This is a genomic window from Mesorhizobium sp. M0296 (assembly GCF_040321675.1).
Taxonomy (GTDB): Bacteria; Pseudomonadota; Alphaproteobacteria; order Rhizobiales; family Rhizobiaceae; genus Mesorhizobium.
The window spans coordinates 72,007-98,177 of record NZ_JAMYRZ010000018.1; the positions used below are offsets into that span (position 1 = coordinate 72,007).

Annotated in this window: 24 protein-coding genes; 11 read left to right on the forward strand and 13 right to left on the reverse strand. The window is 63.2% G+C overall.

Annotated elements, in window-relative coordinates:
• Window position 1: 1 nt before the first annotated feature.
• Window positions 2-1,306, reverse strand: coding sequence for a DUF445 domain-containing protein (locus tag NKI97_RS18580; protein ID WP_352835754.1), 1,305 nt, complete (start codon window positions 1,304-1,306; stop codon window positions 2-4).
• Window positions 1,307-1,498: 192 nt separating this feature from the next.
• Here NKI97_RS18580 and rirA point away from each other — a divergent pair, with 192 nt between their 5' ends.
• A complete protein-coding gene (gene rirA / locus NKI97_RS18585) occupies window positions 1,499-1,960 on the forward strand; it encodes an iron-responsive transcriptional regulator RirA (protein WP_023676431.1) in 462 nt (153 codons plus the stop codon).
• 65 nt (window positions 1,961-2,025) lie between these two features.
• Here rirA and NKI97_RS18590 read toward each other — a convergent pair whose 3' ends face one another.
• The 5 genes from NKI97_RS18590 to hemP are packed head-to-tail and all read right to left on the reverse strand — an operon-like array spanning window position 2,026 to window position 6,122.
• Window positions 2,026-2,814 carry a heme ABC transporter ATP-binding protein gene (locus NKI97_RS18590; RefSeq protein ID WP_352835757.1) on the reverse strand — a complete coding sequence of 263 codons (789 nt, stop codon included), beginning with the start codon at window positions 2,812-2,814 and terminating at the stop codon, window positions 2,026-2,028.
• 10 nt (window positions 2,815-2,824) lie between these two features.
• On the reverse strand, window positions 2,825-3,922 hold the full coding sequence (locus tag NKI97_RS18595; protein ID WP_352835760.1) for a FecCD family ABC transporter permease: 1,098 nt from the start codon (window positions 3,920-3,922) through the stop codon (window positions 2,825-2,827).
• 5 nt (window positions 3,923-3,927) lie between these two features.
• Window positions 3,928-4,836 carry a heme/hemin ABC transporter substrate-binding protein gene (locus NKI97_RS18600; RefSeq protein ID WP_352747762.1) on the reverse strand — a complete coding sequence of 303 codons (909 nt, stop codon included), beginning with the start codon at window positions 4,834-4,836 and terminating at the stop codon, window positions 3,928-3,930.
• Between the two features lie 11 nt (window positions 4,837-4,847).
• Window positions 4,848-5,906 carry a hemin-degrading factor gene (locus NKI97_RS18605; RefSeq protein ID WP_352835762.1) on the reverse strand — a complete coding sequence of 353 codons (1,059 nt, stop codon included), beginning with the start codon at window positions 5,904-5,906 and terminating at the stop codon, window positions 4,848-4,850.
• 9 nt (window positions 5,907-5,915) lie between these two features.
• Entirely contained in the window at window positions 5,916-6,122 is a 207-nt protein-coding gene (hemP, locus tag NKI97_RS18610; protein WP_352451949.1) for a hemin uptake protein HemP, read from the reverse strand.
• 201 nt (window positions 6,123-6,323) lie between these two features.
• Here hemP and NKI97_RS18615 point away from each other — a divergent pair, with 201 nt between their 5' ends.
• The 3 genes from NKI97_RS18615 to tolA are packed head-to-tail and all read left to right on the forward strand — an operon-like array spanning window position 6,324 to window position 10,300.
• Window positions 6,324-8,537 carry a TonB-dependent hemoglobin/transferrin/lactoferrin family receptor gene (locus tag NKI97_RS18615; RefSeq protein WP_502901441.1) on the forward strand — a complete coding sequence of 738 codons (2,214 nt, stop codon included), beginning with the start codon at window positions 6,324-6,326 and terminating at the stop codon, window positions 8,535-8,537.
• A 5-nt stretch (window positions 8,538-8,542) separates the two neighbouring features.
• Window positions 8,543-8,974, forward strand: a complete 432-nt coding sequence (locus tag NKI97_RS18620; protein WP_352835765.1) for a hypothetical protein — start codon at window positions 8,543-8,545, stop codon at window positions 8,972-8,974.
• Window positions 8,975-9,022: 48 nt separating this feature from the next.
• Complete coding sequence (tolA, locus tag NKI97_RS18625) at window positions 9,023-10,300, forward strand: cell envelope integrity protein TolA (protein WP_352744734.1); 1,278 nt, start codon at window positions 9,023-9,025, stop codon at window positions 10,298-10,300.
• Window positions 10,301-10,366: 66 nt separating this feature from the next.
• Here tolA and putA read toward each other — a convergent pair whose 3' ends face one another.
• Window positions 10,367-13,978 (reverse strand): bifunctional proline dehydrogenase/L-glutamate gamma-semialdehyde dehydrogenase PutA, encoded by a 3,612-nt coding sequence (gene putA / locus NKI97_RS18630; protein WP_352835768.1) that lies wholly within the window; start codon window positions 13,976-13,978, stop codon window positions 10,367-10,369.
• Window positions 13,979-14,141: 163 nt separating this feature from the next.
• On the opposite strand from putA, the gene NKI97_RS18635 reads away from it, so the two are divergent.
• Window positions 14,142-14,594: an Lrp/AsnC family transcriptional regulator gene (locus NKI97_RS18635; protein WP_023676441.1), complete on the forward strand. Its 453-nt coding sequence runs from the start codon at window positions 14,142-14,144 to the stop codon at window positions 14,592-14,594.
• Window positions 14,595-14,795: 201 nt separating this feature from the next.
• Here the strand turns inward: NKI97_RS18635 and NKI97_RS18640 are convergent, their stop codons facing one another.
• Together NKI97_RS18640 and NKI97_RS18645 are read right to left on the reverse strand one after the other, a co-directional pair.
• Window positions 14,796-15,995 carry a cytochrome-c peroxidase gene (locus NKI97_RS18640; protein ID WP_352835771.1) on the reverse strand — a complete coding sequence of 400 codons (1,200 nt, stop codon included), beginning with the start codon at window positions 15,993-15,995 and terminating at the stop codon, window positions 14,796-14,798.
• 7 nt (window positions 15,996-16,002) lie between these two features.
• Window positions 16,003-16,449: a FixH family protein gene (locus tag NKI97_RS18645; RefSeq protein ID WP_352451991.1), complete on the reverse strand. Its 447-nt coding sequence runs from the start codon at window positions 16,447-16,449 to the stop codon at window positions 16,003-16,005.
• A 157-nt stretch (window positions 16,450-16,606) separates the two neighbouring features.
• Here NKI97_RS18645 and NKI97_RS18650 point away from each other — a divergent pair, with 157 nt between their 5' ends.
• Window positions 16,607-17,536, forward strand: a complete 930-nt coding sequence (locus NKI97_RS18650) for a sugar kinase (protein WP_352747779.1) — start codon at window positions 16,607-16,609, stop codon at window positions 17,534-17,536.
• Here NKI97_RS18650 and NKI97_RS18655 read toward each other — a convergent pair.
• From NKI97_RS18655 to NKI97_RS18665, 3 genes are all read right to left on the reverse strand, one after another.
• A complete protein-coding gene (locus NKI97_RS18655) occupies window positions 17,529-18,530 on the reverse strand; it encodes an NADP-dependent oxidoreductase (RefSeq protein WP_352724868.1) in 1,002 nt (333 codons plus the stop codon). The genes NKI97_RS18650 and NKI97_RS18655 overlap by 8 nt on opposite strands.
• Before the next feature lie 5 nt (window positions 18,531-18,535).
• A complete protein-coding gene (locus tag NKI97_RS18660) occupies window positions 18,536-19,483 on the reverse strand; it encodes an alpha/beta fold hydrolase (protein WP_352744742.1) in 948 nt (315 codons plus the stop codon).
• An 86-nt stretch (window positions 19,484-19,569) separates the two neighbouring features.
• A complete protein-coding gene (locus NKI97_RS18665; RefSeq protein ID WP_352451958.1) occupies window positions 19,570-20,385 on the reverse strand; it encodes an oxidoreductase in 816 nt (271 codons plus the stop codon).
• 107 nt (window positions 20,386-20,492) lie between these two features.
• On the opposite strand from NKI97_RS18665, the gene NKI97_RS18670 reads away from it, so the two are divergent.
• Window positions 20,493-21,077: a TetR/AcrR family transcriptional regulator gene (locus NKI97_RS18670; RefSeq protein WP_352451959.1), complete on the forward strand. Its 585-nt coding sequence runs from the start codon at window positions 20,493-20,495 to the stop codon at window positions 21,075-21,077.
• Window positions 21,078-21,089: 12 nt separating this feature from the next.
• Here NKI97_RS18670 and NKI97_RS18675 read toward each other — a convergent pair whose 3' ends face one another.
• A complete protein-coding gene (locus NKI97_RS18675) occupies window positions 21,090-22,139 on the reverse strand; it encodes a LacI family DNA-binding transcriptional regulator (RefSeq protein ID WP_352747784.1) in 1,050 nt (349 codons plus the stop codon).
• Between the two features lie 146 nt (window positions 22,140-22,285).
• On the opposite strand from NKI97_RS18675, the gene NKI97_RS18680 reads away from it, so the two are divergent.
• The 4 genes from NKI97_RS18680 (at window position 22,286) to NKI97_RS18695 (ending at window position 26,157) form a co-directional block, all read left to right on the forward strand.
• Window positions 22,286-23,326 (forward strand): ABC transporter substrate-binding protein, encoded by a 1,041-nt coding sequence (locus tag NKI97_RS18680; RefSeq protein ID WP_352747786.1) that lies wholly within the window; start codon window positions 22,286-22,288, stop codon window positions 23,324-23,326.
• A gap of 125 nt (window positions 23,327-23,451) precedes the next feature.
• Complete coding sequence (locus tag NKI97_RS18685; RefSeq protein WP_352744840.1) at window positions 23,452-24,489, forward strand: ABC transporter ATP-binding protein; 1,038 nt, start codon at window positions 23,452-23,454, stop codon at window positions 24,487-24,489.
• Complete coding sequence (locus tag NKI97_RS18690) at window positions 24,486-25,373, forward strand: ABC transporter permease (RefSeq protein ID WP_352470333.1); 888 nt, start codon at window positions 24,486-24,488, stop codon at window positions 25,371-25,373. Before NKI97_RS18685 ends, NKI97_RS18690 begins: the two co-directional genes overlap by 4 nt.
• On the forward strand, window positions 25,366-26,157 hold the full coding sequence (locus NKI97_RS18695) for an ABC transporter permease (protein ID WP_352470332.1): 792 nt from the start codon (window positions 25,366-25,368) through the stop codon (window positions 26,155-26,157). Before NKI97_RS18690 ends, NKI97_RS18695 begins: the two co-directional genes overlap by 8 nt.
• Window positions 26,158-26,171: the final 14 nt, after the last annotated feature.

Genomic DNA, 26,171 nt, shown 5'->3' on the forward strand with positions numbered 1-26,171 from the left:
GTCAGCCGACAAGAAACAGCCGTTCGGCAGTGTAGAGAACGAGCCCGGCAAGGCCACCGATGATCATGCCGTTGAAGCGGATATATTGCAGGTCCTTGCCGATGTTCATTTCGATAAGCCTTGTCAGTTGCGCGAGGTCCCAGCGCTTGACCTGGTCGGCGATGAACTTCGACACGCCGCTCTTCTGGCTTTCGACGAAGGACGCCAGCGCCACGATGAACCCCTGGTTCATGTCGGCCCTGATCTGCGCGTCGTCGGCAAGATGGCGGCCGACCTCGACGAACATGGTGGCGAGATGGTCGCGGATCATCGAATTCGGCGCCTTGGCGTCCTGTTCGATGAACAGCCGCAGGCTGTCCCACATATCGCCGGCCAGCGCGCTGAACTCTGGCCGCGCAAGGAAATCGCGCTTCAGCTTTTCGGCGCGCCTGGCATATTGTTTGGATGTCCTCAGCCGCTCGACGAAGGTTTCGACGAAAAGGTCGAATTCGGCTCGCATCGGATGGTGCGGATCGGCCCGCACCTCATCGAGCAGCGAGCCGGCCGACGCAACGATCTTCTTCAACAGATAGGCGTCGGCGCGAAACAGGTTGAACAGCGACGGCAGTTCCTCACGGATCTTCTCGCGCATCGTCGCCAGCGCCTGCTCGTCGCTCAGGAAGCGGCCGACCACCTTGGTGAACTCGTCGAATAATTTCTGGTGGCGGCGATCGTCGGTCAGCGCCGACAGCAGCTCGGCGGCGAGCGGCGCCAGCGGCACCTTTTCGATCTGCTCCAGCATGCGGCTGGTGACGAAGCCGCGCAGTCCGGATTGCTCGACCGCCGCCAGCGCCTGCGGCACCAGCCGGCCGACGAAGCGCGACAAATCGGCGGCGCGGTTCGGGTCGGCCAGCCAGTCCGCGACCAGCGCGGAAAAGTCGACCTCGGCGAGCTTTTCGCGCACCGGTTCCGGCGCCAGGAAATTCACCTCGATGAAGCGGCCGAGATTGTCGGCGATGCGATTCTGGTTTTCCGGGATGATGGCCGTATGCGGGATCGGCAGGCCGAGTGGCCGCCGAAACAGCGCCACCACCGCATACCAGTCGGCCAGCCCGCCGATCGTCGCCGCCTCGGCGAAAGCGGCGACGAAGCCCAACCACGCATGCCGGCTCTCGAGCGATTTCGCCACCGCAAAGACCAGCACGCAAAACGCAAGCGCTGCGCCGGCAACGAACTTGGTGCGCCTGAGCGCCGAAAGCTTGGCATCGGCATCGGCATCGAACCGGGCGGACGCGACGGATGCAAATGCCGGGGCTGGTCGTGACATGATGGGGCCGCTCCTGATCGTGTATGCAAACTTATCTAGTGTCGCCTGCCTCAGAAAGCGCCCCGCTGGTTCCGGTGCGCGCAATCGTGCACGCAAACTTGACGCCGGAATTCATCTATTATGCAGCGCCAGTCTGGAATTGTTCCAAACTATAGGCCATATTGACGCCAACCACTGTTATGTGAGGACACAATGCGGCTTACCCGTCAGACCAACTACGCCATGCGCATTCTGATGTATTGCGCCGCCAACACCGAGCGGTTGAGCCGCATCCCCGAGATCGCCGCCGCCTATTCGGTATCGGAACTTTTCCTGTTCAAGATCCTGCAGCCGCTGGTCGAAAACGGCCTGATCGAAACGGTGCGCGGCAGGAATGGCGGCGTCAGGCTCGGCCGCGCGGCCGAATCAATCAGCCTGTTCGATGTCGTGCGGGTGACGGAGGAAAGCTTTGCCATGGCCGAGTGCTTCGAGAACGACGCCGCCGAATGTCCGCTGGTCGACAGCTGCGCGTTGAATTCGGCATTGCGCGAAGCGCTCAACGCCTTCTTCGCCGTGCTGTCGCGCTACACGATCGCCGATCTGGTGGCGGCGCGCCCGAATGTGCGGCACCTGCTCGGCATCGACATGCTGGTGCAAAGGGCGCCGGCCGCCTGATTTTTGGTCGCATCTCAGTTGGTGAGGTCTGTTGAGATTCAGGTCAGGCCGGCATCACCTGAATATCAACAGACCGACTGCGGCAATACGAACGGCATGTTTGCCGCCGGCAACACGCCGACCTTCAGCCGGCAATCGAAGACCTTTTCGATCAGCTCGTCGCTGAGCACCTGTTGCGGCGAACCTGTAGCGGCGAGCCTGCCGCAATGCATGACGAAAATCCGGTCGGCATACATCGCCGTCAAATTGAGGTCGTGCAGGATGGCGACCACGCCGCCTCCCCGTCTGGCGAAATCGCGCGCGATGTCCATGATGATCAGCTGGTGTTTGATGTCGAGGCTGGACACCGGCTCATCGAGGAACAAATAGCGCGGCTTGCCGTCGAGCACCGGCGCCCACACCTGGCAGAGCACGCGAGCAAGCTGCACGCGCTGCTGTTCGCCGCCGGACAGCTCCTGGTAGAAGCGGCCGGCGAAACCGTCGAGGTCGACGCGAGCCAGCGCCCGTTCGGGCAGGCGCTGGTCCTCGCCGGACAGCGCGCCGGAGCGCCCGCCGACCAGGCCTAGCCTGACGATCTCACGCACGGTGAACGGAAACGACAGCGTCGTCGCCTGCGGCAGCACGGCGCGCAGCATCGCCGCTTCGATCGGCTTCATCGCCGATAGATTGCGGCCGTTGACGGTGACCTCTCCCGAATAGCCAAGATCGCCGGACAGTGCTCTGAGGAAGGTCGTCTTGCCCGAACCGTTGGGGCCGACGATGGCCGCGATTTCGCCGGGCCGCGCCTCGAAATCGACATTGGCGACAATGCGCTTGCCGCCGATCGCCACCGAGACATCCCGCGCTTCGATCATAGGCAAACTTTCACAAGTCGATGACGCCGCGCTTGCGCAGCAGGATCCACAGGAAGAACGGCGCACCGGCGACCGCGGTGACGATGCCGATCGGCAATTCGGCCGGGGCAACGATGGTGCGGGCAACGGCGTCTCCCAACAGCAGCAGCGCCGCACCAAGCAGTGCCGATGCCGGCAGCAAATAACGGTTGTCGGGGCCGATCAGCAGGCGCAGCAAATGCGGCACGACGATGCCGACGAAGCCGATGCCGCCGCTGACCGCGACCGACGCGCCGACCGCTGCCGAGACGCCGACAATCGCGGTGTATTTCAGCCGCTGAACCGGAATGCCGAGATGGCCGGCCGTGGCCTCGCCGAGCGCCAGCGCGTTGAGGCCGCGCGCCAGGAACGGCATTGCCGCCAACGCCAGCACGATGACCGGCCCGACCGAGCCGATCTTCTGCCAGGTTGCGCCGCCCAGCGAACCGAGCTGCCAGAAGGTCAGGTCGCGCAATTGCCGATCGTCGGCCATGAAGATCAGGATGCCGGTCAGCGCCATGGCAAGCGCCGCCAGCGCGATGCCGGCGAGCAGCATGGTGGCGACCGAGGTCCGGCCTTGCCGTGTCGCGACCCGATAGAGCAGCAATGTCGTAGCCAGCCCGCCGCAGAACGCAGCCAGCGGCAAAGCCATCGTGCCGAGCGCCGAAGTCAGCGGCGCCAGCATGGTCGAGCCAAGCACGATGACGGCGACCGCACCGAGGCTCGATCCGGCCGAAACGCCGATCAGGCCGGGGTCGGCCAGCGGATTGCGGAACAACCCCTGCATGACGGCACCGGAGACTGCAAGCGATGCGCCGATCAGCACGCCCAGAACAACGCGCGGCAGACGGATGTCATGGATGATCAGGCGGTCGCGGGCGCTCAACGCCGCGTCGCCGGGCAACGCGCCGAACAGCCAGTTGTGCATGACGCCAATGGCCGAGGCATCGGACGCGCCGGAGGTCAGCGACAACAGCACGGCGATAACCAGCCCGACGCAGAGCAGCACGATGACGAGGCGGGCACGCCGCGAACGGTCACCTGCCGTCGCCATAATGCCCGCCGTACCGGCGATCGAATGTTCGGCCATCGCGCTCAATCCGCGACCTGGCTGCCATAGAGCGAGACGGCGAGATCGTGGATGGCCTCGGCCGTGCGCGGACCGAAGCCGAGCAGGTAGCCGCCGTCCATGCGGATCAGCCTGCGGGCTGCACCCGCCGGCGTCGAAGCCACGGCAGGGTTCGAAAACAATTCGTCATCCGCGGTGGCCGGTCCGGCATTGTTCATCATCAGGATCACGTCGGGCCTGGCGGTGATGACTGCCTCGTCCGACAATTGCTTGTAGCCGGCAAAGCCGTCGATGGCGTTGATGCCGCCCGAAAGCTTGATGATGCCCTCCGCGGCGGTGTCGCTGCCGGCGGCAAGCAGCTTGCCGCCCTGCATCGACAGCACGAACAGGATGCGCTTGCGATCCTTGATCGAGGCGGTCTGCTTTTCGGCTGCCTTCAGCCTGGCGTCTATCTGGGCCGCCAGCGCATCGGCCTTGGCCTCGGTGCCAAGCGCCTTGCCGACGATGTGGATCTTTTCGAGAATGCCTTGATTATCATAGCGCTCGGTCACCTCGATGAATGGGATGCTTGATTTCTTCAAGACGTCGACGGCTTCCTTCGGTCCGCTGCCGTGCAGGGCCAATATGCCCGACGGATTGACCGACAGCACACCCTCCGGCGACAGCTGGCGCATGTAGCCGACATCAGGCAGTTCCGCCGCCGCTTGCGGATAGCGGCTGGTCGAATCGCGCGCGACAAGACGATCCTGTTCACCGAGCGCATAGACGATCTCGGTGATCGAGCCGCCGATGGCAACGATCCTCGAGCGGTCGGCGAAAGTCGCGATGCCCTCGGCGGCTTGAGCCGGCATCAGCGCGGCGAACGCCAGGAAAACAGCCGCCGCAGGACCAGGCGCCGACCTGGAGACCGATGCCAGCCTGGAGAAAAGAACCATCGTCGTTTTCCTCAGGCTGCGGTCGGGCTTGGGATACGCGGCAGGTTTTCGGCCAGAAAGCGCCAGTCTTCGCGCTCGCTTTCGCCTTCATGCCGCTTACCGAAGAACTGGATGATCATCTTGCCGTCGGCGCCATAGATTTCGAGCGACGTGACATGGCCGTCCTTGGTCGGCTTGCGCACGGCCCAGACCTCATCGATGTGGTCGGTCCGCAGGTGCAGATGGAAGTTCTGGTCGAGCACGTTGAGCCATGGTCCCATCGGCTTGATCGAGGCGACCGGGCCGGAATGGATCTGGATGCAGCCGCGATTGCCGACAAAGCACATGATCGGCATGGCGCCGGCAGCGGCGTGGTTGAACATGGCGTTCACCGCATCCTTGTCGACCAGCCAGGCGTAGTCCTGGCCGACCATGCGCACCGCCTGTCGGCGGCTGATCTTCAGTGTCTTCAGCATGCCGAAGAACTGATGCACGTCGGTCAGCTGGCTCCAGCGGTCGCGCAGATCGTCGATGCTCGCCGGGTTGTCCGCAGTCTCGGTCTCGTCGGCCGTGCCCGCTGAAATCGCCACCGTCGGCTCCTGGTTCGGCGATTCCAGCCCGGCCACCAGTTTCTGATAGGCGTAAAGGTTGGAGGCTGGCCTGAGATGCACCTTGTGTACCGCCTCGCCTGCGGTATCGAAGAACTGCAGGCTGCGGCGGATGTCGGCGCCATCGCGCTTTTCCACGGCAAAGCCGTGCGCCCAGACTTTTGGGAAAATGCGCAGGTCGATATTCTCACCGAGCACCATGGCATTGTGATTGCCGGTGACGACCTTGTCGTAGACGCCGATCTTCTCGTGCACCGCGCTTTCGTTGCGGGTCAGCGCCATCACCTCACCGACAGCTTCGAGGCCAGTCAAAAGGTCGTTGACACGCGGCTCGACGTGCACGACGCCGTCGCCGCAATGCGCGGCGACCAGTTCGGCCTCCGAAATACCGAGCTGGGCGGCGAGGTCGCGCTCGCGCATTTTCGGATTGTCTGCCCGTGCCCGCCGGATCTCGTGCGGGGCGGGTTTTACGCGCTGGTCCATTTCTGCCACCTACTTGTTGAGGATGAGCTTGCCCTGCCGGGTGATCTTCAGCCGGTACAGCGCACCATGATGCTCGATGCCGATCTCGTGCTCGCCCTGGAACAGCGTGTTGCTGGACAGCGTTCTCACGGCCGATTGGACCCGGTCGAAACGGACGGAATTTTCGTCGGAACGGCGGACGCGATAGCGAAAGTCGCTGGGATTGTGCGTGTTCATGGGTTCGATCCCTTTCCTGTGCCTGGCATCTGGCTCGGGGCCTGCGTGAAATGCCGATTCAATTCTTGACTCGAATGATCATGTTATCTAGCAGTGCAATACCGGAGTAAATGAGTCAACATTTAAGACGCCGGACGCGATGAAAAATGCCAGCGAGCCCCAAGCCAGCCAGCATCGAACATGGATTCTTGGAGTTGCAGCATGGGGTTGGCGAATTGGGGACGGCTGGCGGGCAGCGGCCTGACACATTGTTCTATGACAAGCAAAATGGCCGCGTTGCTGGCCGGCGCGGCGGCGATCCCGCTGCTCGCCACACCGGCCGGCGCACAGCAGGCCGCCCAACCAGCAGCCGACCAGCAGCAGACTGACCCGTCTCAACAGCGCGAAAAGGTAAAGCCGGCCCCGGCGGGTGCCACACTGCTCGACAAGATCCTGATCCTCAGCCGTACCGGCGAGACGGCGATCGAGTCGCTTGCTTCAGCCAGCCATGTCGACGAGGAACAGCTCGAGCGCCGCATGGCGACCACGCCCAACGAAATGCTGTTCGGTGTGCCGGGTGTCGCCGTCCAGGCCGACGCAAGGCGTGTCAGTTCCAGCATCAACATCCGCGGCCTGCAGGACTTCGGCCGCGTCTCCGTCATCGTCGACGGCGCCCGCCAGAATTTCCAGCGCTCGGATCATGGCACGCAATCGACCTTCTACATCGATCCCGAATTGATCAAATCCGTCGATGTGATCCGCGGCCCGGTCGCCAACACCTATGGCTCCGGGGCGATCGGCGGCGTCGTATTTTTCGACACCAAGGATGCGCAGGATTTCCTCAAGCCTGACGAGACCTGGGCGGCATCCGCGACCGGGCGCTACGAAACCAACGGCGAAGGCTGGACCACCAGCGCCACCGGCGCCTATCGGATCAACGAGAACTGGGACGTGCTCGGCAATATCGTCTACCGCGACTATGACGACTACAAGCATGGCGGCGGCGACGCTGTAGCGGGCACCGGCTTCGACGTCTTGAGCGGCCTCCTCAAGACGACCATCCGCCCCAGCGAAAACAGCGAGCTGAAGCTGGGCTGGATCGGCTCGAACGACGGATGGACCGAGACCAGCGGCAGCGCGCCGGTGAACGACGCCGACCTGAAGGCGAATACCTTCACGGCCCGCTACAACATCACCGACGAAGACAAGAGCTGGCTCGACCTCCACATCAACGCGTCCTACAACAAGACCAAGCTCGATCTGACGACCCTTGTGGCGCAAAACCGGTTTGATCCGGTCACCGGTCTGCCCGTGGTTTTGCCGGCGGGTTCGAAATCGACGTTCGACATCGGCACCTCCGGCATCGACATTTGGAACACGTCGAGATTCGAGACCGTTGGAATCGCGCATGAGCTGACCTATGGCGGCGACTGGGTTGGCGACGATGTCGAGACAGGCGGCACGGCGGGCGGCGACAGCTTCTATACGCCCTCGGGCAACAGGAACGTCTCCGGCGCTTACGTTCAGGACAAGCTCACCTGGGACTGGCTCGAGGTCATCGCCGGGCTGCGTTACGACAGCTACAAGCTCGACAGTGATGTCGGCGAAACCTCTGGCGACCGGCTGTCGCCACGCATCACAGTGGGCATTTCGCCCTTCGAAACCGCCAGCCTTTCCGGCCTGCAATTCTACGGCACCTATGCGGAAGGCTACCGTTCTCCGTCGCTGTCGGAGACCCTGATCAGCGGCAATCATCCGGCCGGCGTCAGCTTCCCGTTCCTCTCCAATCCCGATCTCAAGCCTGAAACCGGCAAGACCGTGGAATTCGGCGTCAATTACAGCACCAACGGCGTCATTGAGGCCGACGACGCGCTGCGGCTGAAGGCGGCCTATTTCAACAACAATGTCGATGACTACATCGACGGCGTGACGCTCTCGCCGTTCGACCCGACCAGCGGCTGCCCGTTCGGTCCGGGCATACCGATCTGCTTCCAGTATCAGAATTTCGCCAAGGCCAAGATTCACGGCTTCGAGATGGAGGGCGTCTATGATGCCACCTGGGGCTTTGCCGGGCTTTCGGCGTCGTTCACCGACGGCCACACGATTTCCTATGAAGGCGAACGGGCGGACCTTGTCACCGTCCCCTCCTCACAGATCACCGGGCAACTCGGCTTTCGCTTCCTCGAGGACAGGCTGACCATCGGTGGCGAGGTGCAGTACAATGGCAAGCCGCAGGGCAACCCGGTGGCCAAGGACTATACGCTGGTCAATGCCTTCGCCAGCTACCAGGCGACCGACAATTTCAAGGTCGATTTCCGCGCCGACAATCTGTTCGACGTCAAATACGCCAACCCGCTGAACGCATCGACGACGAGCGTCGTCTACGAGCCCGGCGTCACCCTGAAGCTGGCGGCGACCATGAGGTTTGGAGGCTGACGACAATGAAAGGCATGACGGCATCCCTTCGTCTGTTCGCCGCGGTGCTGGCAATATTGCTTGCGGCGGCTCCGGCATGGACACAGCAGCAAGCACCGGCGCTGATCCTCGAGCTCAATGGCGCGCAGCCTTCCGACAAGGGCTGCCGCCTGACTTTCGTGGTCACCAACAATCTCGGCGCCGACCTTTCCAAGGCGGCGTTCGAGATCGCGCTGTTCAACGAGGCCGGCGTCGTCGACCGGCTGACCGTGCTCGACTTCAAGGAGCTGCCGGCAGGCAAGACCAAGGTGACGCGTTTCGATCTTGCCGGCACGGATTGCGGCAAGGTCAGCCGCGTGTTGATCAACAGCGCCACGGAATGCGCCGGCGCCGAGCCGAATGCCTGCATGCGCGGGCTGAAAACGCAGGCCAGGACCGGCATCGCCTTCGGGGTCTGAATTTTGGGACCGGAACCCGCATTCGCACGAAACCCCGTCGCGTGGCCATTGGCCGGTTTCCTGCCGCCGGAACCGGACGATCCGGATTTCGCCATCCCGCGCGGGGCGCTGCGTGTTTCGCCGCGCGACAGGCCGGAAGACAGTTACATCGCCGACGCCGACGGCGACTTGCCGACGGTGCCTGCGGAGCCATTGCGGCAGGCACGACAGACGCGGCGGCGCCGCAACTGGACGGTGGCGATCGCCTGCTCTTGCGCATTCCACGTGGCGGTGGCGCTGGCCTTCCTCACGCTGCCGGACGACCGGCCAAGCATCGAAGGTGCCGATCAGCAAGGCGAAATGCTGCTCGGCGCCGACCCGCAGCAGGCGGCCGGCGATGTCGGAGACGATCCGGAAGTGGCCAACGTGACGATGGTGACCATGCTCGACGCCAAGCCGGTCGAAACGGTCGAGGCGCAGGCGGCCGCGGCAGAGGAGACGCTCCAGCCGGTCACCGATGCGGCGGAGACATCGGACAAAGAAGTGGTTGAGCCGGTCAACGAGGCCGCCACGGAAACTGCTGCGCCTGCCGATCGCACCGAACCAGCACCCGCGCAGCCGGCGCGCCAGGACCCATCGCCCGACGTTCTTGTGACCGACAGGCTGGTGCCTGCCGACGGCAATGCCGTGCCGCCGCCAGTCAGCGCGGCCGAAACGGCCGAGCCTGCCGAGACAAGCGCACCGGCACCAGCCGATCCGGCGCCGGCGGAAACAGTTCAGACGACCGAGACAGTCGGCGCGGCGGAAGAACCGAAGCCGGACAGGCCGGAGCCCAAGCAGCCGAAGAAGGCAACCGCAAAGAACAAGCGGGCCAGGAAGGCCGAACCAAACGAGCCTGAAAAGCCGGCCCTGCGCAGGAAGGCGAGCAAGGCACTTGCGAAAGCCGATTCCAAGAAGAAAAAGACCGGCTCCGGCGGCCGTGACGAAACGGATGTCGCGCGCGGCATGGCCGACGGCAGGAAGGACGGCAAGATCCTGACCGCCAGCAGGGGCGGCAAATCAGGCATCGGCAATGCAGCCGTCACGAACTATCCCGGCAAGATCAGGTCAAAGCTGGTGCGGGCCTTCAATTCGACACGCACGCGCGCCACTGGCACAGCCACGGTTGCCTTTACTGTCGGTTCGAACGGCAGCGTCCGGTCGGCCAGGCTGACGGGCAGTTCGGGCGTTGCCGCGCTGGACAAGGCCGCACTCGACGCGGTCCGCCGGGCTTCTCCGTTTCCCCCTATTCCAGACGGAGCCGGTCGCTCGGCCTGGCAGTTCGAAGTGCCGCTCGGTATCAGATAGCGACCGTCCCCATGCCGGCACCAAAGTTGGCGCCGCCCTGCCCGCGATACGCGAGCCCTGGCGAACCTACGCAGCGGCCAGCAGGCTGGCATTGCCGCCCGCCGCCGTGGTGTCGACGCAGACGGCGCGCTCGTGGGCGTAGGCGGCCGGATAATAGACTTCGCTGATCAGCGGCACGATCGGGCCGGCGCGCTCGGCGATGACCTTGCGCACGATGCGCGCGGCCTCGGGCGTGCCGGAAAAGGCAACGACATCGACCCGCAGCGAGCGCGCTTCGACCGGGTCCGGTCTGCCGTCGATGGCCGCCAGCGGCAGTCCCTTGCCGGTCAGTGACGAAAGTGCTGCCGGCGCGCCGGGCGCGACGGCGAGCACCGCATTGCCGGCGGCCAGCGCCTGGATCGTCTGGGCAAGCAGCGTATCTGCGTCCGGGCCAAGGCAGAGCACGCGGCCGCGCGGCGACAGCGACAGCGTGTTGGCCTCACCGGTCGGCCCGGGCAGGTCGACCTGGCCGAAATCGATGCCGGCGGCAGTGCCGATAGCCGCGGCACCCTTGCCGCGCAGATGTTTCCTCAGGATGGCGACGCGATCCGGCCGCGTCGACCAGCCGCCAAAGGCCGGGTCCGGCAGATTGTCGGCGAGCTCGGTCGCCGTCACCTTGCGGCCTTCGGCAAGATGGGTGCCGGCTTCCGGCCCCTTGCGGAAGCGCCGGAGATAATGTGGCCCGCCGGCCTTCGGCCCGGTGCCGGAAAGGCCCTCGCCGCCGAACGGCTGCGCGCCGACGACGGCGCCGATCTGGTTGCGGTTAACGTAGATGTTGCCGGCATGGATGCCATCGACGAAATGCTGGGCGCGGCCTTCGATGCGGGTGTGCAGGCCAAAGGTCAGGCCATAGCCTTTGCGGTTGATCGCAGCGATCACCGCATCGATCTCGTCGGCATCGAAGGTGGCGACATGCAGCACCGGCCCGAACACCTCGCGCTCCAACTCCTCGATGCCCTTGACCCGAAAGACGTGCGGCGCAACGAAGCGGCCGTCCTTCGGCGCTTCAAGCTTGGCGATCAGCCGGCCCTGCAGGCCCATTTTGGTGCAATAGTCACGGATCGACGCTTGCGCCTCGTCATCGATGACCGGGCCGACATCGGTCGATATCCGCCACGGGTCGCCGAGGCTAAGCGCTTCCATCGCGCCTTTCAGCATCTCAAGCATCTTCTTCTCGACGTCCTTCTGCACGTAGAGAATGCGCAATGCCGAGCAGCGCTGGCCGGCGCTCTGGAAGGCGGAGGCCAGGATGTCGCGCACCGCCTGTTCGGGAAGTGCTGTGGAATCGACGATCATGGCGTTGAGGCCGCCGGTCTCGGCGATCAGCATGGCGTCGGGCGCGGCGGTCTCGGCCAGCTGCTTTTCGATCAGCTTGGCGACCTCGGTCGAGCCGGTGAAGCAGACGCCGGCAATGCGCGGATCGGCGGTCAGCGGGCCGCCGACCGAAGGGCCGTCGCCGGGCAGAAGCTGGATGATGTCTTCCGGCACGCCGGCCTCGCGCAGTAGCTGGACGGCGCGGAAGGCGATCAGCGGCGTCTGTTCGGCCGGCTTGGCGATCACCGAATTGCCGGTGACGAGTGCCGCCGCGATCTGCCCGGTGAAGATGGCGAGCGGAAAGTTCCACGGCGAGATGCAGGCGATGGTGCCGCGCGCCTCGGTGCCCGCTTCGGCATTGGCCGCCTCGGCAGCATAGTAGCGCAGGAAATCGACGGCCTCGCGCACCTCGGCAACGCCGTCGGCCAGCGACTTGCCGGCCTCGCGGGCGGCCAGCGCAAAGAACTCGACGGCGTTCGCCTCGTAGAGATCGGCCGCCCGTTTGAGGATGGCGGCGCGTACGGCGACCGGGCGTCTTGCCCATGCCGGTTGTGCCTCGACGGCGATGCGCACGGCGGTCTCGACCTGCTTGGCGCCGGCCTCGCTGACCGTGCCGACCACTTCGGAAGGTTTTGCCGGATTGACCACCGGACGCTGCTTGCCGTAGCCGGCGGCGCGGCTGACCGGCTTGGCGTGCCAGCGCTCCGGCCCGGCGAACTCGGCCCTCGCCTTGTCGATCGCAGCCAGCGTCAGCGTGTCGGTGATATCGAAGCCCTTGGAATTGCGCCGGCCGGGGCCAAACATCGCCGACGGCGGCACGATCGCCGGATTGGCGGCGGGGCCTTGTTTCTCCATCGTGTCGATCGGGTCGCGGGCGATGTCCTCGGGCTCGACCTCTTCATCGGTAAGCTGGTGGACAAAGGAGGAATTGGCGCCGTTCTCCAGCAGCCGGCGGACCAAATAGGCGAGCAGGTCGGAATGCGCGCCGACCGGCGCATAGATGCGGCAGCGCGTGCCTTCGGCCCGCCGCACCGTCTCATGCAGCGCCTCGCCCATGCCGTGCAGCCGCTGGAACTCGAACGTATCGCGGTCCGTCGTCATCGACAGGATGGCGGCGACGGTGTGGGCGTTGTGGGTGGCGAATTGCGGGTAGATCCGGTCGGTCATCGACAAAAGCTTCTTCGCGCAGGCCAGGTAGGAGACGTCGGTATTGGCTTTGCGGGTAAAAACCGGATAGCCGTCGAGCCCGAGCGTCTGCGCCCGCTTGATCTCGGTGTCCCAATAGGCGCCCTTGACCAGCCGCACCATGATGCTGCGGTCGTATTTCCTCGCCAGCTCATTGAGCCAGTCGATGGTGAAGACCGCGCGCGGACCGTAGGCCTGCACGACGACGCCAAAGCCGTTCCAGCCGGCAAGCTCCGGTTCGGCCAGTACCCGTTCGATGACGTCGAGCGACAGGTCGAGGCGGTCGGCCTCCTCGGCGTCGATGTTGAGGCCCATGCGCGAATGGCGCGCCGCCAGCGCCAGCGACAGCAGCCGCTCGGCCATGACGGGCAGCATCTTTTCCTTCTGCGTCACTTCATAGCGCGGATGCAGCGCCGAAAGCTTGACCGAAATGCCGTGGTTCTGGCGGATGTCGGGGCCGTTGGCGCCGGCATCGAGCGAAGAGATGGCATCGGCATATGCCTTGAGGTAGCGCAGCGCGTCGGCCTCGGTGCGGGCCGCCTCGCCCAGCATGTCGAAAGAATAGAGATAGCCCTTCTGCGTCATCGGCCGGCCGCGCCTGACCGCCTCGGCAATGGTGCGGCCGAGCACGAACTGCTCGCCCATCTCGCGCATGGCGGCGGCGACCGCCTTGCGGATGACCGGCTCGCCCAGCCGGCGCACCATCGCGCGCAGCGTGCCTTCGATGCCGCCCTCGCCTTCATCGAGCACGCGGCCGGTCAGCATCAGCGCCCAGGTCGATGCATTGATGAAGATCGAGCTCGAGCCGCCCGAATGCGCCGACCAGTCGTGCGGCGCGATCTTGTCGGCGATGAGGTCGTCCATCGTCTCGGTGTCGGGCACCCGCAGCAGCGCCTCGGCCAGGCACATCAGCGCCACGCCCTCCTTGGTCGAGAGGCCATAGGCGGACAGGAAGACCTCCATCAGCCGCGGATCGGACGAGCCGCGCACCGCGCGCACCAGATCGGCGGCACGGGCCGAAATCGCCTTGCGGTCTTGCGCGGACAGCCCGGCCGCCTCGGCCAGCCGCTTCACCGCCTGGTCTTCGTCGGGCAAATAATTGGCACGGATTTGCTGGCGGATGGTGTCGAGCGCTGGCATGGCGGTCCTGTAGAACGAGCATAAGGGAGCGGGCCGGCGGTCACCGGGCCGAATGGCGCAACCTAACATAAGTACGGATTTCGGTCGGTCCAAAGAAATCGACAAGACAGGTCGATTGATCTATGATTGCGGGTCGGCAATCACCAATGTGGCCAAAAATCTGATGACAGAAGACCAATTGGACCGGATCGACAGGAACATCCTGTCGGCTCTGGGCAGCAATGGCCGGCTTTCCATGTCGGAACTGGCGGCGAAAGTCGGCCTGTCGAAGACGCCGGTGCAGGCACGAGTCAAACGGCTGGAGAAGGACGGCTTCATCAGGGGCTACCAGGCGATCATCGACCGTGAGCGCATGGGCGAAGGCCATGTCGCCTTCGTCCAGGTGAAACTGTCCGACACCCGCTCGGCCGCGCTCGACGCCTTCAACCGCGCCGTGCAGGCGGTGCCGGAGATCGAGCAGTGCCACATGATGGCATCGAGCTTCGACTATCTGCTGAAGGTCCGCACCACCGACATCGCCGCCTACCGCCGCGTGCTCGGCGAGCGCATCTCCGCCCTGCCGCACGTTGCCCAGACCTCGACGTTTGTCGCGATGGAGACGGTGAAGGATCGGTAGGAAACGCCGGCGGGACAGCGCCCCCCTCTGTCCTGCCGGACATCTCCCCCTCCAGGGGGGAGATCGGTTGTCACTGCCGCTTTCGCCAATCTCTAAACGTCGCAGGAGTGAACGGCGCGCCGAAGCTGCCAATCTCCCCACTAGAGGGGGAGATGTACGGCAGGACAGAGGGGGGCACGAAGGATCGCTACCCCGCCGCCTTCACTCCGCCAGCGTCTTCAGGAACGCCACCAGCGTCGCGCGCTCGCGGTCCGAAAGCTGCAGCGGGTGGACCTCCGACACACCCTCGACACTTGCCGGCGCCTTCGAATAATGCGCCACCACTTCGTCCAGCGAGGAAAACTGCCCGGCATGCATGTAGGGCGGCCGGGCGGCGGCACCGCGCAGCGACGGCGTCTTGTAGGCGCGGACGAGTTCCGGCCCGGTCTTGACCATGAAGCGCAACTCGCGGCAGGCGCTGGCATCGCCGTCGCGAAAGGCGCCGAAACAGTTGAACGGATCGGCCTCGACCTGCGCCACCGCCTCGACGCGGCCTCGATCCGGCGGCAGGCCCGCGACCGGCGGCACGCCGGTGTTGTGGAAGCTGCCGTCGGTAAAACGCGGGCCGTTGTGGCAGGTCACGCAATTGGCCTTGCCGATGAACAATTTCAGGCCGAGGATTTCCTCCGACGAAAAGGCGGCGTCGCCTTTCGGCTCGGCGCCCGCAGCCAGGTCGAGGGCAAAGCGGTCGAAGCGTGTCTGCGGCGGCGCGATCGAGCGCTCGAAGGCGGCGATCGCCTTGCCGATATTGGCAAAGACGCGGTTGACCTCCTCGGCTTGGCTGGCGGGCATGGCGTTCCAGGCCGCCTTCTCGGCATCGGTGCCGAACGGGCCGGCATTGGCCGGCACGCCCGAAAGGTCAGGCAGCGGCCCGAAGATGCGCTCGTAGCGCCCGCCGAAGCGGGCCTTGACGTAATGCGCGAAGGCGGCGCGGTTGCCGGCCTGCTCCAGCGGATTTTCGAGCGGTGTCAGCGCTTGCGCCCATAGGCTGTCGCGCCGCCCGTCCCAGAAGAACCAGGGATCATGCGCGACGCCGGCCAACGGCATGGTACGACGGTTGGTGCGGCCGACGCCGACCGCTTGCGGCAGGTCGTCCTGGAACTGCCGGTCGATCTTGTGGCAGGTCGAGCACGATACCGTGCCGTCGCCGCTCATCCCGGTGTCGAAAAACAGCGTCGAGCCGAGTGCCGCGGCGGCCGGCACATCGGCGAAGCGATTGGTGGTATCGGGCTTCAGCGGCGGCAGCTTGGATAGCGCCAGCGAGGCGATGGTCTGCTTTTCGGCATCGGAAAACTCCGGTCTGCCGCAGCCGGCAAGTACGGCCACCACCACCAACGCGAGAAGACTGGGAAACCGGCTCATCAGTGGCTCACAGCACCACATTGAAGACGACAGTGTCCGAACCGGCCGCAGCGGAAATGGCAAAATGCAATTGCCACCACCCGCTCATCGTGAATTTCACGCCGTCGATGCGATAGCGCCCCGCGCCGAGGTAATCGGTCGCCTGCGGGCTGGTCGGCAGACCGTGCTTGTGCTGCGGCATGCCGCCGGAAATCGTTATCGCAGCACCTTCCACCGGCGCACCCTCGACGGTTTTGAGCGTCAGCAGCCAGGATTCCAGTTCGCCCTGCCGGATGACGCCTTTCTCGGGCTCGAAAGTCGCCGCGAACAGCTTGTTCGCCGTCGTCTTGGAACGGCCGACATCCGAGCTTGGTTGCGGCGCATGCGGCGCCGTCAGATAGACGATTGCCAGCACGCCGGCGAGCAAGGCAGCCAGGCCGAGGCCTCCAAGAAGATAACGCCATAACGATGCCAAACCCATTCCTGTTCTGCGGATAACGTTTCGCTGGGCAGATCGCGTCCCACGCCCCTGTGGGAAATCGCGCCCAGTGTAAGAATCCGCCGTCGCCAAGCATGGCGCTGCCGGCAGCAAAAAGCTACAGCACCGCAATTGCAGGATGGAGGAGTGCTTCATGGCAGGAATCGGCATCGCCTCGATCGGCGAGTGCATGCTCGAGCTTTCGGGCCAGGCCGGGCCGAACTGGCGCATGGGCTTTGCCGGCGACACGTTCAACACTTTGTGGGCGCTGCATGCTTTGAGCGGCGAGCGGCCGGCGACCTATGTGTCGGCCTTCGGCGACGACCCGTTCTCACGCGACCAGATCAAGTTCCTGGCCGAGAACGGCATCGGCATCGGCGCCAGCCCGGTGATAGCGGGCGCCCGCCCCGGCCTCTATGCGATCACGCTGACCGGCGCCGAACGTTCTTTCACCTATTGGCGGGCCGATGCGGCCGCAAGGCAGTTGGCTTCGGACCCAGCCGCATTGCAGAAAAGCCTTGAAAACCAAGCGCTTGTCTATTTTTCCGGTATAACTTTGGCAATCCTCGACGAGGCTCCACGCAAGGTACTGCTGACGGCCGTGGCCAAGGCGCGCGCGGCCGGCTCGCTGATTGCCTTCGACCCCAATTACCGGCCGAGGCTGTGGCGCCAAAGCGAGGAAGCGCAGGCCGCGATCCTCGAGGCGCTCGCCGTCGCCGACATCGCGCTACCGACCTTTCCCGACGAGCAGATGCTGTTTGGTGATACAACACCGCAGAAAACAGCTGAACGGCTGCGAAAGCTGGTCGGCGAAGTCGTCGTCAAGAACGGCGAGGAACCGGCGCTGATCGCGCAAAACGGAACCTCGCAATCGGTGCCGGCGGTACACGTCGCCACCCCGGTCGACACCACCGGCGCCGGCGACTCCTTCAACGGCGCCTACCTCGCCGCTCGCCTTGCCAGCCATGCCCCGGCAGAGGCGGTGCTGCGCGCCCATCGCGTCGCCGCCGCCGTCGTGCAGGTGCGCGGCGCCCTGGCGCCGTTCGAGACGCTCAAGGCTGCGTTCGAGGCAACTGCTATCTGACCTTGATGACGACCTTGCCCTTGGCGCGTCCTGTTTCGACATAGGCCAGGGCGTCATTGGTCGCCTCGAATGGAAAGACCCGATCCACAACCGGGCGGATCGCGCCGGCTTCGATGAGAGCGGTGATTTTGCTCAGCTGATCGCCCTGCGCCCACATGAAAAGGAACGAAAACTGCACGCCGCGGCGCTTGGCTTTGGCCCGAATTCCGCGACTCAGGAAGCTGAGCACCAGCCTCAGCATTAAGTTCAGTCCCTTTTCCCTGGCAAATTCGGCATCCAGTGGACCGGAGATGGAGATGAGCTTGCCACCCGGTTTCAGCACCCTCAGGGATTTTTCCAGTGTCTTGGCGTCCTGGCTGTTCAAGACGACATCGTAGCCCGACAGAACTTTCTCCAAGTCGTCTTTCCTGTAGTCGACGACGACATCGGCGCCGAGACTTTTGACCAGATCGGCACTCGCCGCGCTCGCGGTTGTCGCAACGGTCGCGCCGAGGTGCTTGGCCAACTGAATAGCAAATGTCCCGACGCCGCCGGAACCAGCCTGAATGAAGACCTTCTGTCCCTTCTTCAGGTTTGCCCGTTCGATGAGCGTCTGCCAGGCGGTGAGACCGACCAGGGGAATCGACGCCGCCTCTTCCATACTGAGATTCTCGGGCTTCAAGGCTACGTCGGCCTCATTCACGGCAATGAATTCGGCGAATGTCCCAATCCGGCCATCGCGCGGCCGCGCATAGATCTCGTCGCCGACCTTGAACTTGCTGACTTTCGATCCCACGCGGATAACCTTCCCAGCCACGTCGTGGCCCAGGATGAAGGGCCGGCGGTAGGGCAAGATGAGCTTGAATTCTCCGGTTTTGACCTTGGAATCGAGCAGGTTCACCCCTGCGGCATGGACCTCGACCAAGACATCGCTGTCCTGGAGCTCCGGCTCCGGCATTTCGGCCAGCCGCAGAATAGCCTTCTTGTTATACTTATCGACAACGAATGCCTTCATGGCAGTTACTTTCTAAGAATGCCTGTTGCTGTTCGGGACGAAACAAGCCGAACGTTTTCAGCTGCATAGCCGCCTTGCGGCAAGGCCTCAGCCTCGAGGAAGGACAGGGCCTTCGGGACAAAATCGGCGTGGTTCTGAAATATCCCGCCATGCCCGGCATCCGGATAGATGACCAGATGCGCCCCCGGGATACGCCCGGCGAGATCATAGGTATTGCTGCTCGGCACCATCCTGTCCTGGTCGCCATTCGCAACCAAAGTGGGAATGCGGATGGTGCTCAGGTCTTGTGGCGCCTGGAGTCCGTAGGCCTTGATCGCCTTGAGTTGCGCGCCGAACGCGCTCAGCGATATCGCCTTGTCCCGGTTGTTCCGGCGCTCCTTCAGCCGTTCCAGAAATGCGTTTGCGGCGCGGCGCCCATTCGGCGTTCTTGTGAAGAAGAGATAGTACTTCGGATCCCGAAAAGTCAGCGCGCCCTTGATCATGTCCACGATCGTCAGCGGCGTTACCTTGTCGATGCCTTGCCCACCGGCCGGCCCCGTGCCAGCCAGGATGAGTTTGCGCACAAGCTTGGGCTCGGTCAGCACAATCTCTTGCGCCACGAAGCCGCCGAGTGAAAAGCCGAAGAGATCGACTTCTTCGAACCCCAGCGCCCGGACAAAGGCGATTGCATCCCGCGCCATGCCGGAAATGGTCGACGGAGTTTTGCCACCCGAAGCACCGATGCCGCGATTGTCGAAGGCAATTACCCGCCGGGTCGCAGCGAGGCCATCGACGATGCGCGGATCAAAATTGTCCAGCTGAGCAGCCAGATGGTTGAGCAGGATCACTGGCACGCCCGTCCTGGGCCCGAGTTCCCTGTACGCAAAAGCTATGCCGCCGACATCGACGGAGCGCGTTGGCGCGTCCTGGAACAACGCCGGTGAACGCGGCGACCGATTGGATCTATGTGTCATGCTTGGCGCCTCCGTTTCGTAGGGCCTGGCCAAATGTGTCGTAGTTGCTAGTCGCATGTGCGTGAAATCCTCTGCCTCGCCGTTGTTCAGACCGGCAAGCGGAACTGCTTGCGCAGGCTCTTGTCGAAAATCCCCGCGGGGGCAAAGCGGCGCAGCAGGCTGACCTGGCGCGCTGCGTTGCCAGCGGTATAGCGCCGTCGCGGGCGGGCATCGGTCGCTGCCTTGACAACCACATCCGCCACCACTTCCGGCCGATCGGCTTTGGGCATCACATCGCCCAGCAGCGCCTTGAGCCCGGCTCGAGCCCGATCGTATTCCTTCAACAGCGAATCCGGCTCGATGCCGTTCTGGTCGAAGACGGTGCGAACGAATGCCGGCTCGATGACGGAAACGCGGACGTTGAAGGCGCGCACCTCGTGGTCGAGCGATTCCGAATAGCCTTCGAGCGCGTGCTTGACCGCCGAGTAATGAGCTGAGTATGGCGCGGGTACCAGTCCCAGAATGGAGCCGATATTGATGATGCGCCCTTCGCCGCGCCGCCGCATCGACGGCAACACCGCATTGGTCATTCGCATGACGCCGAACAGATTGACGTCGAACAGGGCTTGTACCTGGGCGACCGAGGATTCCTCGGCGCCTCCTAGCAGACCGACACCGGCATTGTTGACCAGGAGGTCGATCCGGCCGGTCTGCGCGAGCACGGTGGCAACGAGCGCATTGACGGCCGCATCATCGGTCACGTCGCATGCCAGCATGGTCACTCCGCCCGGACCATTACTGGTCTTGCGGCGACTTGTCCCGAAGACAGTGAAACCCGCCCGCGCCAAGGCCTCGGCGCTGGCGCGGCCGATGCCGGAGGAGGCTCCGGTCACGATTGCGGTCTTTTCAGAATTCCCATTCATTTTTGATGTTCCAGGTTCGAGAGGTCTAGCTTATTTCCACGAGTTGAATTATGATCGTAATATCAGATTATGAGCATAATGCAATAGCAGGACAGGAAAGAAAGACCATGCGCTACGAAAAGGGCCGAAAAGACGCGTCACGCAGCCGGATCATGGAGGTCGCCGCCGAACGTTTTCGATCTGACGGCATCGCGGCGTCCGGGCTGGCAACCATCATGAGCGACGCCGGGCTGACGAACGGCGCCTTCTATCCGCACTTCCAGTCGAAGGCGGAGCTCGTCCGTGAAAGCGTGGCGGCGGCCTTGGACGCGCAGTCGCATGAAGTGCAGGAAGCATTGGCCGCCGGCGGTCCGGAAATGGCCATAGAGACGTATCTATCGGCCGAGCACCGGGACAATCCTGGAAAGGGTTGCGCTTCGGCCGCGTTGTTGCCGGAAATCGCGCGGCAGCCGCCTGAAACGCGAGCCCTCTATGCCGAGCGCGCTCAATCCCTGGTGCGCCAGATAGCTGAAGCTCTGCCGCAGACGAACGATCCCGAGGGCGCTGCGTTGGGCATGTTTGCAACGCTCATCGGCGCGCTTCAACTCGCGCGCGCCGTGGAAGGAACGGAATTATCGGATCGTATCCTAGCGGCGGGAGCAGCTGCCGCAAAGGCGCTGATCCGGCCGGTTCAAGACGAGGTGGCCTCCTGAGGGCAGCCCGGACTATTCGGCCGGCTCGAATCTGCCTTGCACCAAGACTGTCTCCACCGGCCCAAGCGGATTGATGATCCGGCTCTCCAGGACTTCGATAAGTTTGCGTCCAACACCCGCCATATCCACGGAATGAACTCCGATCTTTGCCGGCAGGAAGCGTGCCAGCCGCGTGCTGTCACGGGTGACAATGTGAACGTCGCGGCCTGGTGTGAGACCCCGCTTGCCGAGAGCGTGCAACGCTCCCAGAAGGCCCAGTTCGTTGGCGCACGCCAAGCCCGTTGGCGGATCTGATGACGCCAGCAAGCGATCGAACCAGCCTGCGCTCGATTCCATGGTGAACATGCCATGACCGATCAACGATTGGTCGATCGGAATACCAGCCTCGGCCATTGCCCTTCCATACCCGGAAAGACGCACGGCACTCGCCTGGTCCTCCGGAACGAGAAGTTGCAGCGCAATGCGTCGACAGCCCTTATCCATGAGCCGCCGGGTCGCCTCGTAGGCAATCTGTTCATTGTCGACATCGACATAAGGATACGCGATATCCAGGTCGGTTCTTCCAAACGCGACGAACGGCATGCGTTTATCCAGCAGCAGCTTGACGCGCGGATCAGCCGACACCAGGCGCGTGATGATCAGGCCGTCTGCGCTGCGCGCCTGAAGCTGCCGCTGCACACTCTCGACGGGATCGTCGTCGGGAGTGGTGGAATAGATGGACAGACTATAACCGGCTTGCCGCGCCGCCAGCGTCATGCCTTCGATTAAAGGAAGCTTCAACAGATCGGACAGATGGTCTCGTGTTTCCATCGGGAGTACTGCCGTCAGCGTCTGCGTTCGACCGGTTTTGAGCGCGCGACCATGATGATTTGGTAAATAGCCGACCCGCTTAGCCGCCTCCTTGACGCGGGCTATGGTCGAGGGCTGCACCTCCGGCCCATCCTTCAGAGCGCGGGATACCGTGGTCACCGAGAGGGAAAGTTCCGCGGCGATCTGCTTTAGATTGGCCATTGTTCGCCCGACTTCATTTGCGAAAGCGCCGGCTGATTTGCTGACCGCCATAACGTTACCGAATTCGACATCCCGGTCAATCGAAACTCCCGTAGGAAGCAGCTTGACTCCAGCGCATTGAGATGCAATCGTAACGTTACGATTACAAAATAATGGCTCTTTTGAGCGATGTTTGATAAAGTTGGGGAGGAGAACCTATGTCCTGGCTACGCATTTCCTTAACAGCATTCGCAATCTCGGCTGCCCTGCCCGTTCATGCGCAAACAGTCACCATCACGACCGCAGGTGGGGATTATGGTAATGCCATGAAGGAAGCCATGTGGGGGCCTGCTGCAAAAGAGCTTGGCTATGATGTCCGCGAGGAGACCCTAAGCGACGGCCTGGCCGCCTTGAAGATGCAGGTCACCTCGGGTGCGGTCACGACCGACGTCATTCACCTGGGCTCACCGGAAGGTGCCCAGGCGGCCGCACAATCGCTGCTGGAGCCACTCGACTACAAGATCATCGATCCGAAATCCGTGCCGGAGGGTGCGAAGTCCGACTACTGCTATCCGTTTGACTCCTATGGCACCGTCATGTCGTGGAACACCAAGACCTATGGCGAGAACCCGCCGAAGACGTGGGCGGAATTCTGGGATGTTGCCAAATTTTCTGGCCGTCGCGCGTTGCGCGCCAATGCGCAAGACTCGATCGAGATCGCGCTTCTCTCCGATGGCGTGGCACCGGCGGACGTCTATTCCGTGCTCAGCACGCCGGAAGGGCTAGAGCGCGCCATCAAGCGGCTTGAAGCGATCAAACCAGATGTCGCCGTGTGGTGGACCTCGGGCGCCCAGTCCGCGCAGTTGCTGAAAGACGGTGAGGCGGATTTGGTCATTACCTGGAACGGACGCGCCCAAACCGTGAAAGCCGATGGCGGCGCGGCTGACTACACGTTCAAGGGTTCGGTCATCGGCACGGACTGTCTTGGGGTGCCGAAGGGAGCGCCGAACAAGGAAGCCGCGATGAAGCTCATCGCAGCGATGACGCAGCCCGCGCGGGTTGCCAAGCTGACCGATTTCATTGCCTACGGCCCAGTCAATCCTGCGGCATATAAGGGTGGCCTTATTCCCGAGGACCGTCTGAAGACCCTTGCGACAGCGCCTGAAAATGCTGGCACTTCGGTGTTTTCCAATTCAGAATGGTGGGTCAAGAATGGCGAGGCTGCCCAAAGAGCCTTCGATGAAATGATGGCTCGCTGACTCTCAGCTCTGACGCATGTCGCGCAAAAATGTGCAGCGCGACAACGACATGCATGAAAACAAGAACCTAAAGCGCGTCGCGTGAAGCCGGTCGAACGCGATGCGCTTCAAGGCTGGAGCACATGATGAAGTCGCTCGCGATCACCATCGAAAGCGTGCACAAGGCTTATGGGTCCTACGTCGCACTGGATGATGTTTCGCTCGACATTCAGGCTGGCGAATTCCTCACGCTGCTTGGACCATCGGGATCGGGCAAGACCACGTTACTCATGGCTCTGGCCGGTTTTGTCAGGCCGGATTCCGGTAAACTTTTCTTGGGCGATCGAGACATCACCCGCCTGCCGCCCAACAAACGAGACATCGGCATAGTATTCCAGAATTACGCCTTGTTTCCCCACATGAATGTCCTGGCGAACGTCGCGTATCCGCTGGTGCTGCGCAAGGTACCGAGAGCGGAGGCGCGTCAGCGGGCGCTTGATACCTTGGCCCGCGTGAAGCTGGATGGTCTGGCGGAGCGCAATATTGCCGCACTATCCGGCGGCCAACGTCAACGGGTGGCATTGGCGCGGGCTATCGTCTTCGAACCGCGCGTGATGTTGATGGACGAGCCGCTGTCGGCGCTCGACAAGAACCTGCGCGAGACCATGCAGTATGAGATCCGGCGTCTGCATGATCATCTACGGATCACCACAATCTATGTAACCCACGACCAGCGCGAAGCGCTGATTATGTCTGACCGGATTGCGGTGATGAATTCTGGCCGCATCCAGCAGATAGATACGCCGCAGCGGATTTATGATCGTCCATCGACCCGCTTCGTCGCGGAGTTCATGGGCGAGGCCAACATTGTGGCCCCGGGCTCAGCGCGCAGAATCGACGGCGCCGAAGCATCACGCGAAACCCTGATGATCCGCGCCGAAAGCTTCCATCTTGATGCGAAGCTCGTCGGGGGAGACGGAGTGGCTCTCGAAGGAATACTGCGCGCCAAAGCGTTCCGCGGCGAGAACTGGCTTTTGACGCTGGCGCTTGACGGCGGGCAAGAGGTTCTTGTCTGCATTCCGGCAGCGCTGGCCGGCGGCTGCGCCGAGCTTGCCGCCGGTCAGCGGATGACCGCATATGCACCAGCAGCGAAGATTCACGCGATACCGGGAGCGATGGCGTGACCGTCGTCCGGGACCCGGCGCTCGCGGCGGATGCGCGGCGCGAGCGGCGGTTTTTTCTATCACTTTCGCTCCCGGCGCTGTTCATCGTTGGACTGGCGGCGATACTGCCCATCCTTTGGATCATCCGGCAATCCTTCCTGACCACCGGGGGTGAGTACACCGTCGGCAACTACGAGAAGGTCCTTTCGAGCGGACTGACGTGGTCGGCGCTCGTCACGACCCTCGAACTGTCCTTGGGTACGCTGGCGGGCTGCATTCTCCTCGGCACTCCTCTGGCGCTGGCGCTAGCCAGCGTCAGACCAAGGCTGGCCAACGTGCTCATGGCGTTCGTCATGCTGCCGCTGTGGACCTCTATTCTGGTGCGTACCTATGGTTGGCTCGTGCTCTTGCGGCGCGACGGCCTGATCAACGCGGCTTTGACCGGTTCAGGCCTGACGGCGGAGCCATTGCCGCTGGTCTACAACTTCACGGGAACGCTCATCGGCATGGTGCACTACATGCTGCCACTTTTTCTGCTGCCTGTTTATGCTGCGATGCGCGATATCGACCCAAATCTCATTCGCGCGGCTGCGAGCATGGGAGCCACTCTCAGGCAGGTCATCCGCACAGTCATTATGCCGCTTTCGGCGGGCGGCATCTTCTCGGGTTCGATCATCGTCCTCATCTACGCCATAGGTTTTTTCATCACGCCGGCGGTGCTTGGCGGCGGCAAGGTAAATCCGCTCTCTACCCGGATCGAGCGTACACTCTCGACCTTTCAGGACTGGGGGTCGGCAAGCGTCCTGGGCATTCTGCTCCTCGTTCTTATGGCGCTGATCGGCGTGATGTTGCTGGCGGCACGCCGTCTGGTTGCCCGGAACACCGTGGAAGCCTCCCATGCTTGAAGCCTATCCGCAAAACAGGCTCGCCCGCACTTTGCTCTGGAGCTTTGCCGCTCTTGTCATGGCATTTCTGATGCTGCCGACGCTCGTGGTGGTGCCGCTTTCCTTTTCGGCGTCGAATCTCCTCGAGTTTCCGCCGCACGCCTACTCATTGCGCTGGTACGAGAACTTCTTCGGCTCGGCAACGTGGATGGCCGCGCTCAGAACGAGTTTGATCCTTGGGACGTTGACGGCGTTGATCGCGGTGCCTTTCGCGCTGCTCGCCTGCATTTCAATGAATCGGCTGGGCGGAAAGACCGCTGCGGCCATCCAGAGCGTCCTGCTGACCCCCTCGATCACTCCAGGTATCCTGCTTGCGATCGGTCTCTTCTTTGTGTTGGCCGCACAACATCTGATCGGAACGCTATTCGGTGTGCTGGTCGGACATGTGGTGCTGGCCGTTCCGGTCGCCTGCATTGTGTTGCTACCCGCTCTCGCCCGCTTTGACTGGAACCAGGTTCAGGCGGCGCGCAGCCTCGGTGCAAACTGGGCCAGGTCCATTGGCGGAATCATCGTTCCGCAACTTCGGATCAGCTTGCTGTCGGCGACATTGATGGCGTTCCTGACTTCGCTCGACGAGTCCGTGATTTCGATCTTCATCGCAAGTGGTCGCAACAGCACGATGCCGAAGCTTATGTTCCTGTCGCTGCGCGATCAGATCGATCCGACCATTGCGGCGATCTCGACATTGTGGACCGTCATCGTCGTGGCTGTGGTCCTGATTGTGACCCTTCGCCAAAAATCCTGACCGAGACTGGAAAC

What these genes read in the sequence shown, in the direction of transcription:
- NKI97_RS18640 (WP_352835771.1), bottom strand. Translation starts at nt 15,995, where the DNA reads ATGAGCCGGTTTCCCAGTCTTCTCGCGTTGGTGGTGGTGGCCGTACTT.
- NKI97_RS18665 (WP_352451958.1), bottom strand. Translation starts at nt 20,385, where the DNA reads ATGAATGGGAATTCTGAAAAGACCGCAATCGTGACCGGAGCCTCCTCC.
- NKI97_RS18590 (WP_352835757.1), bottom strand. Translation starts at nt 2,814, where the DNA reads ATGATCGAAGCGCGGGATGTCTCGGTGGCGATCGGCGGCAAGCGCATT.
- NKI97_RS18605 (WP_352835762.1), bottom strand. Translation starts at nt 5,906, where the DNA reads ATGGACCAGCGCGTAAAACCCGCCCCGCACGAGATCCGGCGGGCACGG.
- NKI97_RS18675 (WP_352747784.1), bottom strand. Translation starts at nt 22,139, where the DNA reads ATGGCGGTCAGCAAATCAGCCGGCGCTTTCGCAAATGAAGTCGGGCGA.
- NKI97_RS18635 (WP_023676441.1), top strand. Translation starts at nt 14,142, where the DNA reads ATGACAGAAGACCAATTGGACCGGATCGACAGGAACATCCTGTCGGCT.
- NKI97_RS18655 (WP_352724868.1), bottom strand. Translation starts at nt 18,530, where the DNA reads ATGAAGGCATTCGTTGTCGATAAGTATAACAAGAAGGCTATTCTGCGG.
- NKI97_RS18580 (WP_352835754.1), bottom strand. Translation starts at nt 1,306, where the DNA reads ATGTCACGACCAGCCCCGGCATTTGCATCCGTCGCGTCCGCCCGGTTC.
- hemP (WP_352451949.1), bottom strand. Translation starts at nt 6,122, where the DNA reads ATGAACACGCACAATCCCAGCGACTTTCGCTATCGCGTCCGCCGTTCC.
- NKI97_RS18685 (WP_352744840.1), top strand. Translation starts at nt 23,452, where the DNA reads ATGAAGTCGCTCGCGATCACCATCGAAAGCGTGCACAAGGCTTATGGG.
- NKI97_RS18680 (WP_352747786.1), top strand. Translation starts at nt 22,286, where the DNA reads ATGTCCTGGCTACGCATTTCCTTAACAGCATTCGCAATCTCGGCTGCC.
- NKI97_RS18650 (WP_352747779.1), top strand. Translation starts at nt 16,607, where the DNA reads ATGGCAGGAATCGGCATCGCCTCGATCGGCGAGTGCATGCTCGAGCTT.
- NKI97_RS18670 (WP_352451959.1), top strand. Translation starts at nt 20,493, where the DNA reads ATGCGCTACGAAAAGGGCCGAAAAGACGCGTCACGCAGCCGGATCATG.
- NKI97_RS18620 (WP_352835765.1), top strand. Translation starts at nt 8,543, where the DNA reads ATGAAAGGCATGACGGCATCCCTTCGTCTGTTCGCCGCGGTGCTGGCA.
- NKI97_RS18695 (WP_352470332.1), top strand. Translation starts at nt 25,366, where the DNA reads ATGCTTGAAGCCTATCCGCAAAACAGGCTCGCCCGCACTTTGCTCTGG.
- NKI97_RS18615 (WP_502901441.1), top strand. Translation starts at nt 6,324, where the DNA reads ATGGGGTTGGCGAATTGGGGACGGCTGGCGGGCAGCGGCCTGACACAT.
- NKI97_RS18595 (WP_352835760.1), bottom strand. Translation starts at nt 3,922, where the DNA reads ATGGCCGAACATTCGATCGCCGGTACGGCGGGCATTATGGCGACGGCA.
- rirA (WP_023676431.1), top strand. Translation starts at nt 1,499, where the DNA reads ATGCGGCTTACCCGTCAGACCAACTACGCCATGCGCATTCTGATGTAT.
- NKI97_RS18660 (WP_352744742.1), bottom strand. Translation starts at nt 19,483, where the DNA reads ATGACACATAGATCCAATCGGTCGCCGCGTTCACCGGCGTTGTTCCAG.
- NKI97_RS18600 (WP_352747762.1), bottom strand. Translation starts at nt 4,836, where the DNA reads ATGGTTCTTTTCTCCAGGCTGGCATCGGTCTCCAGGTCGGCGCCTGGT.
- putA (WP_352835768.1), bottom strand. Translation starts at nt 13,978, where the DNA reads ATGCCAGCGCTCGACACCATCCGCCAGCAAATCCGTGCCAATTATTTG.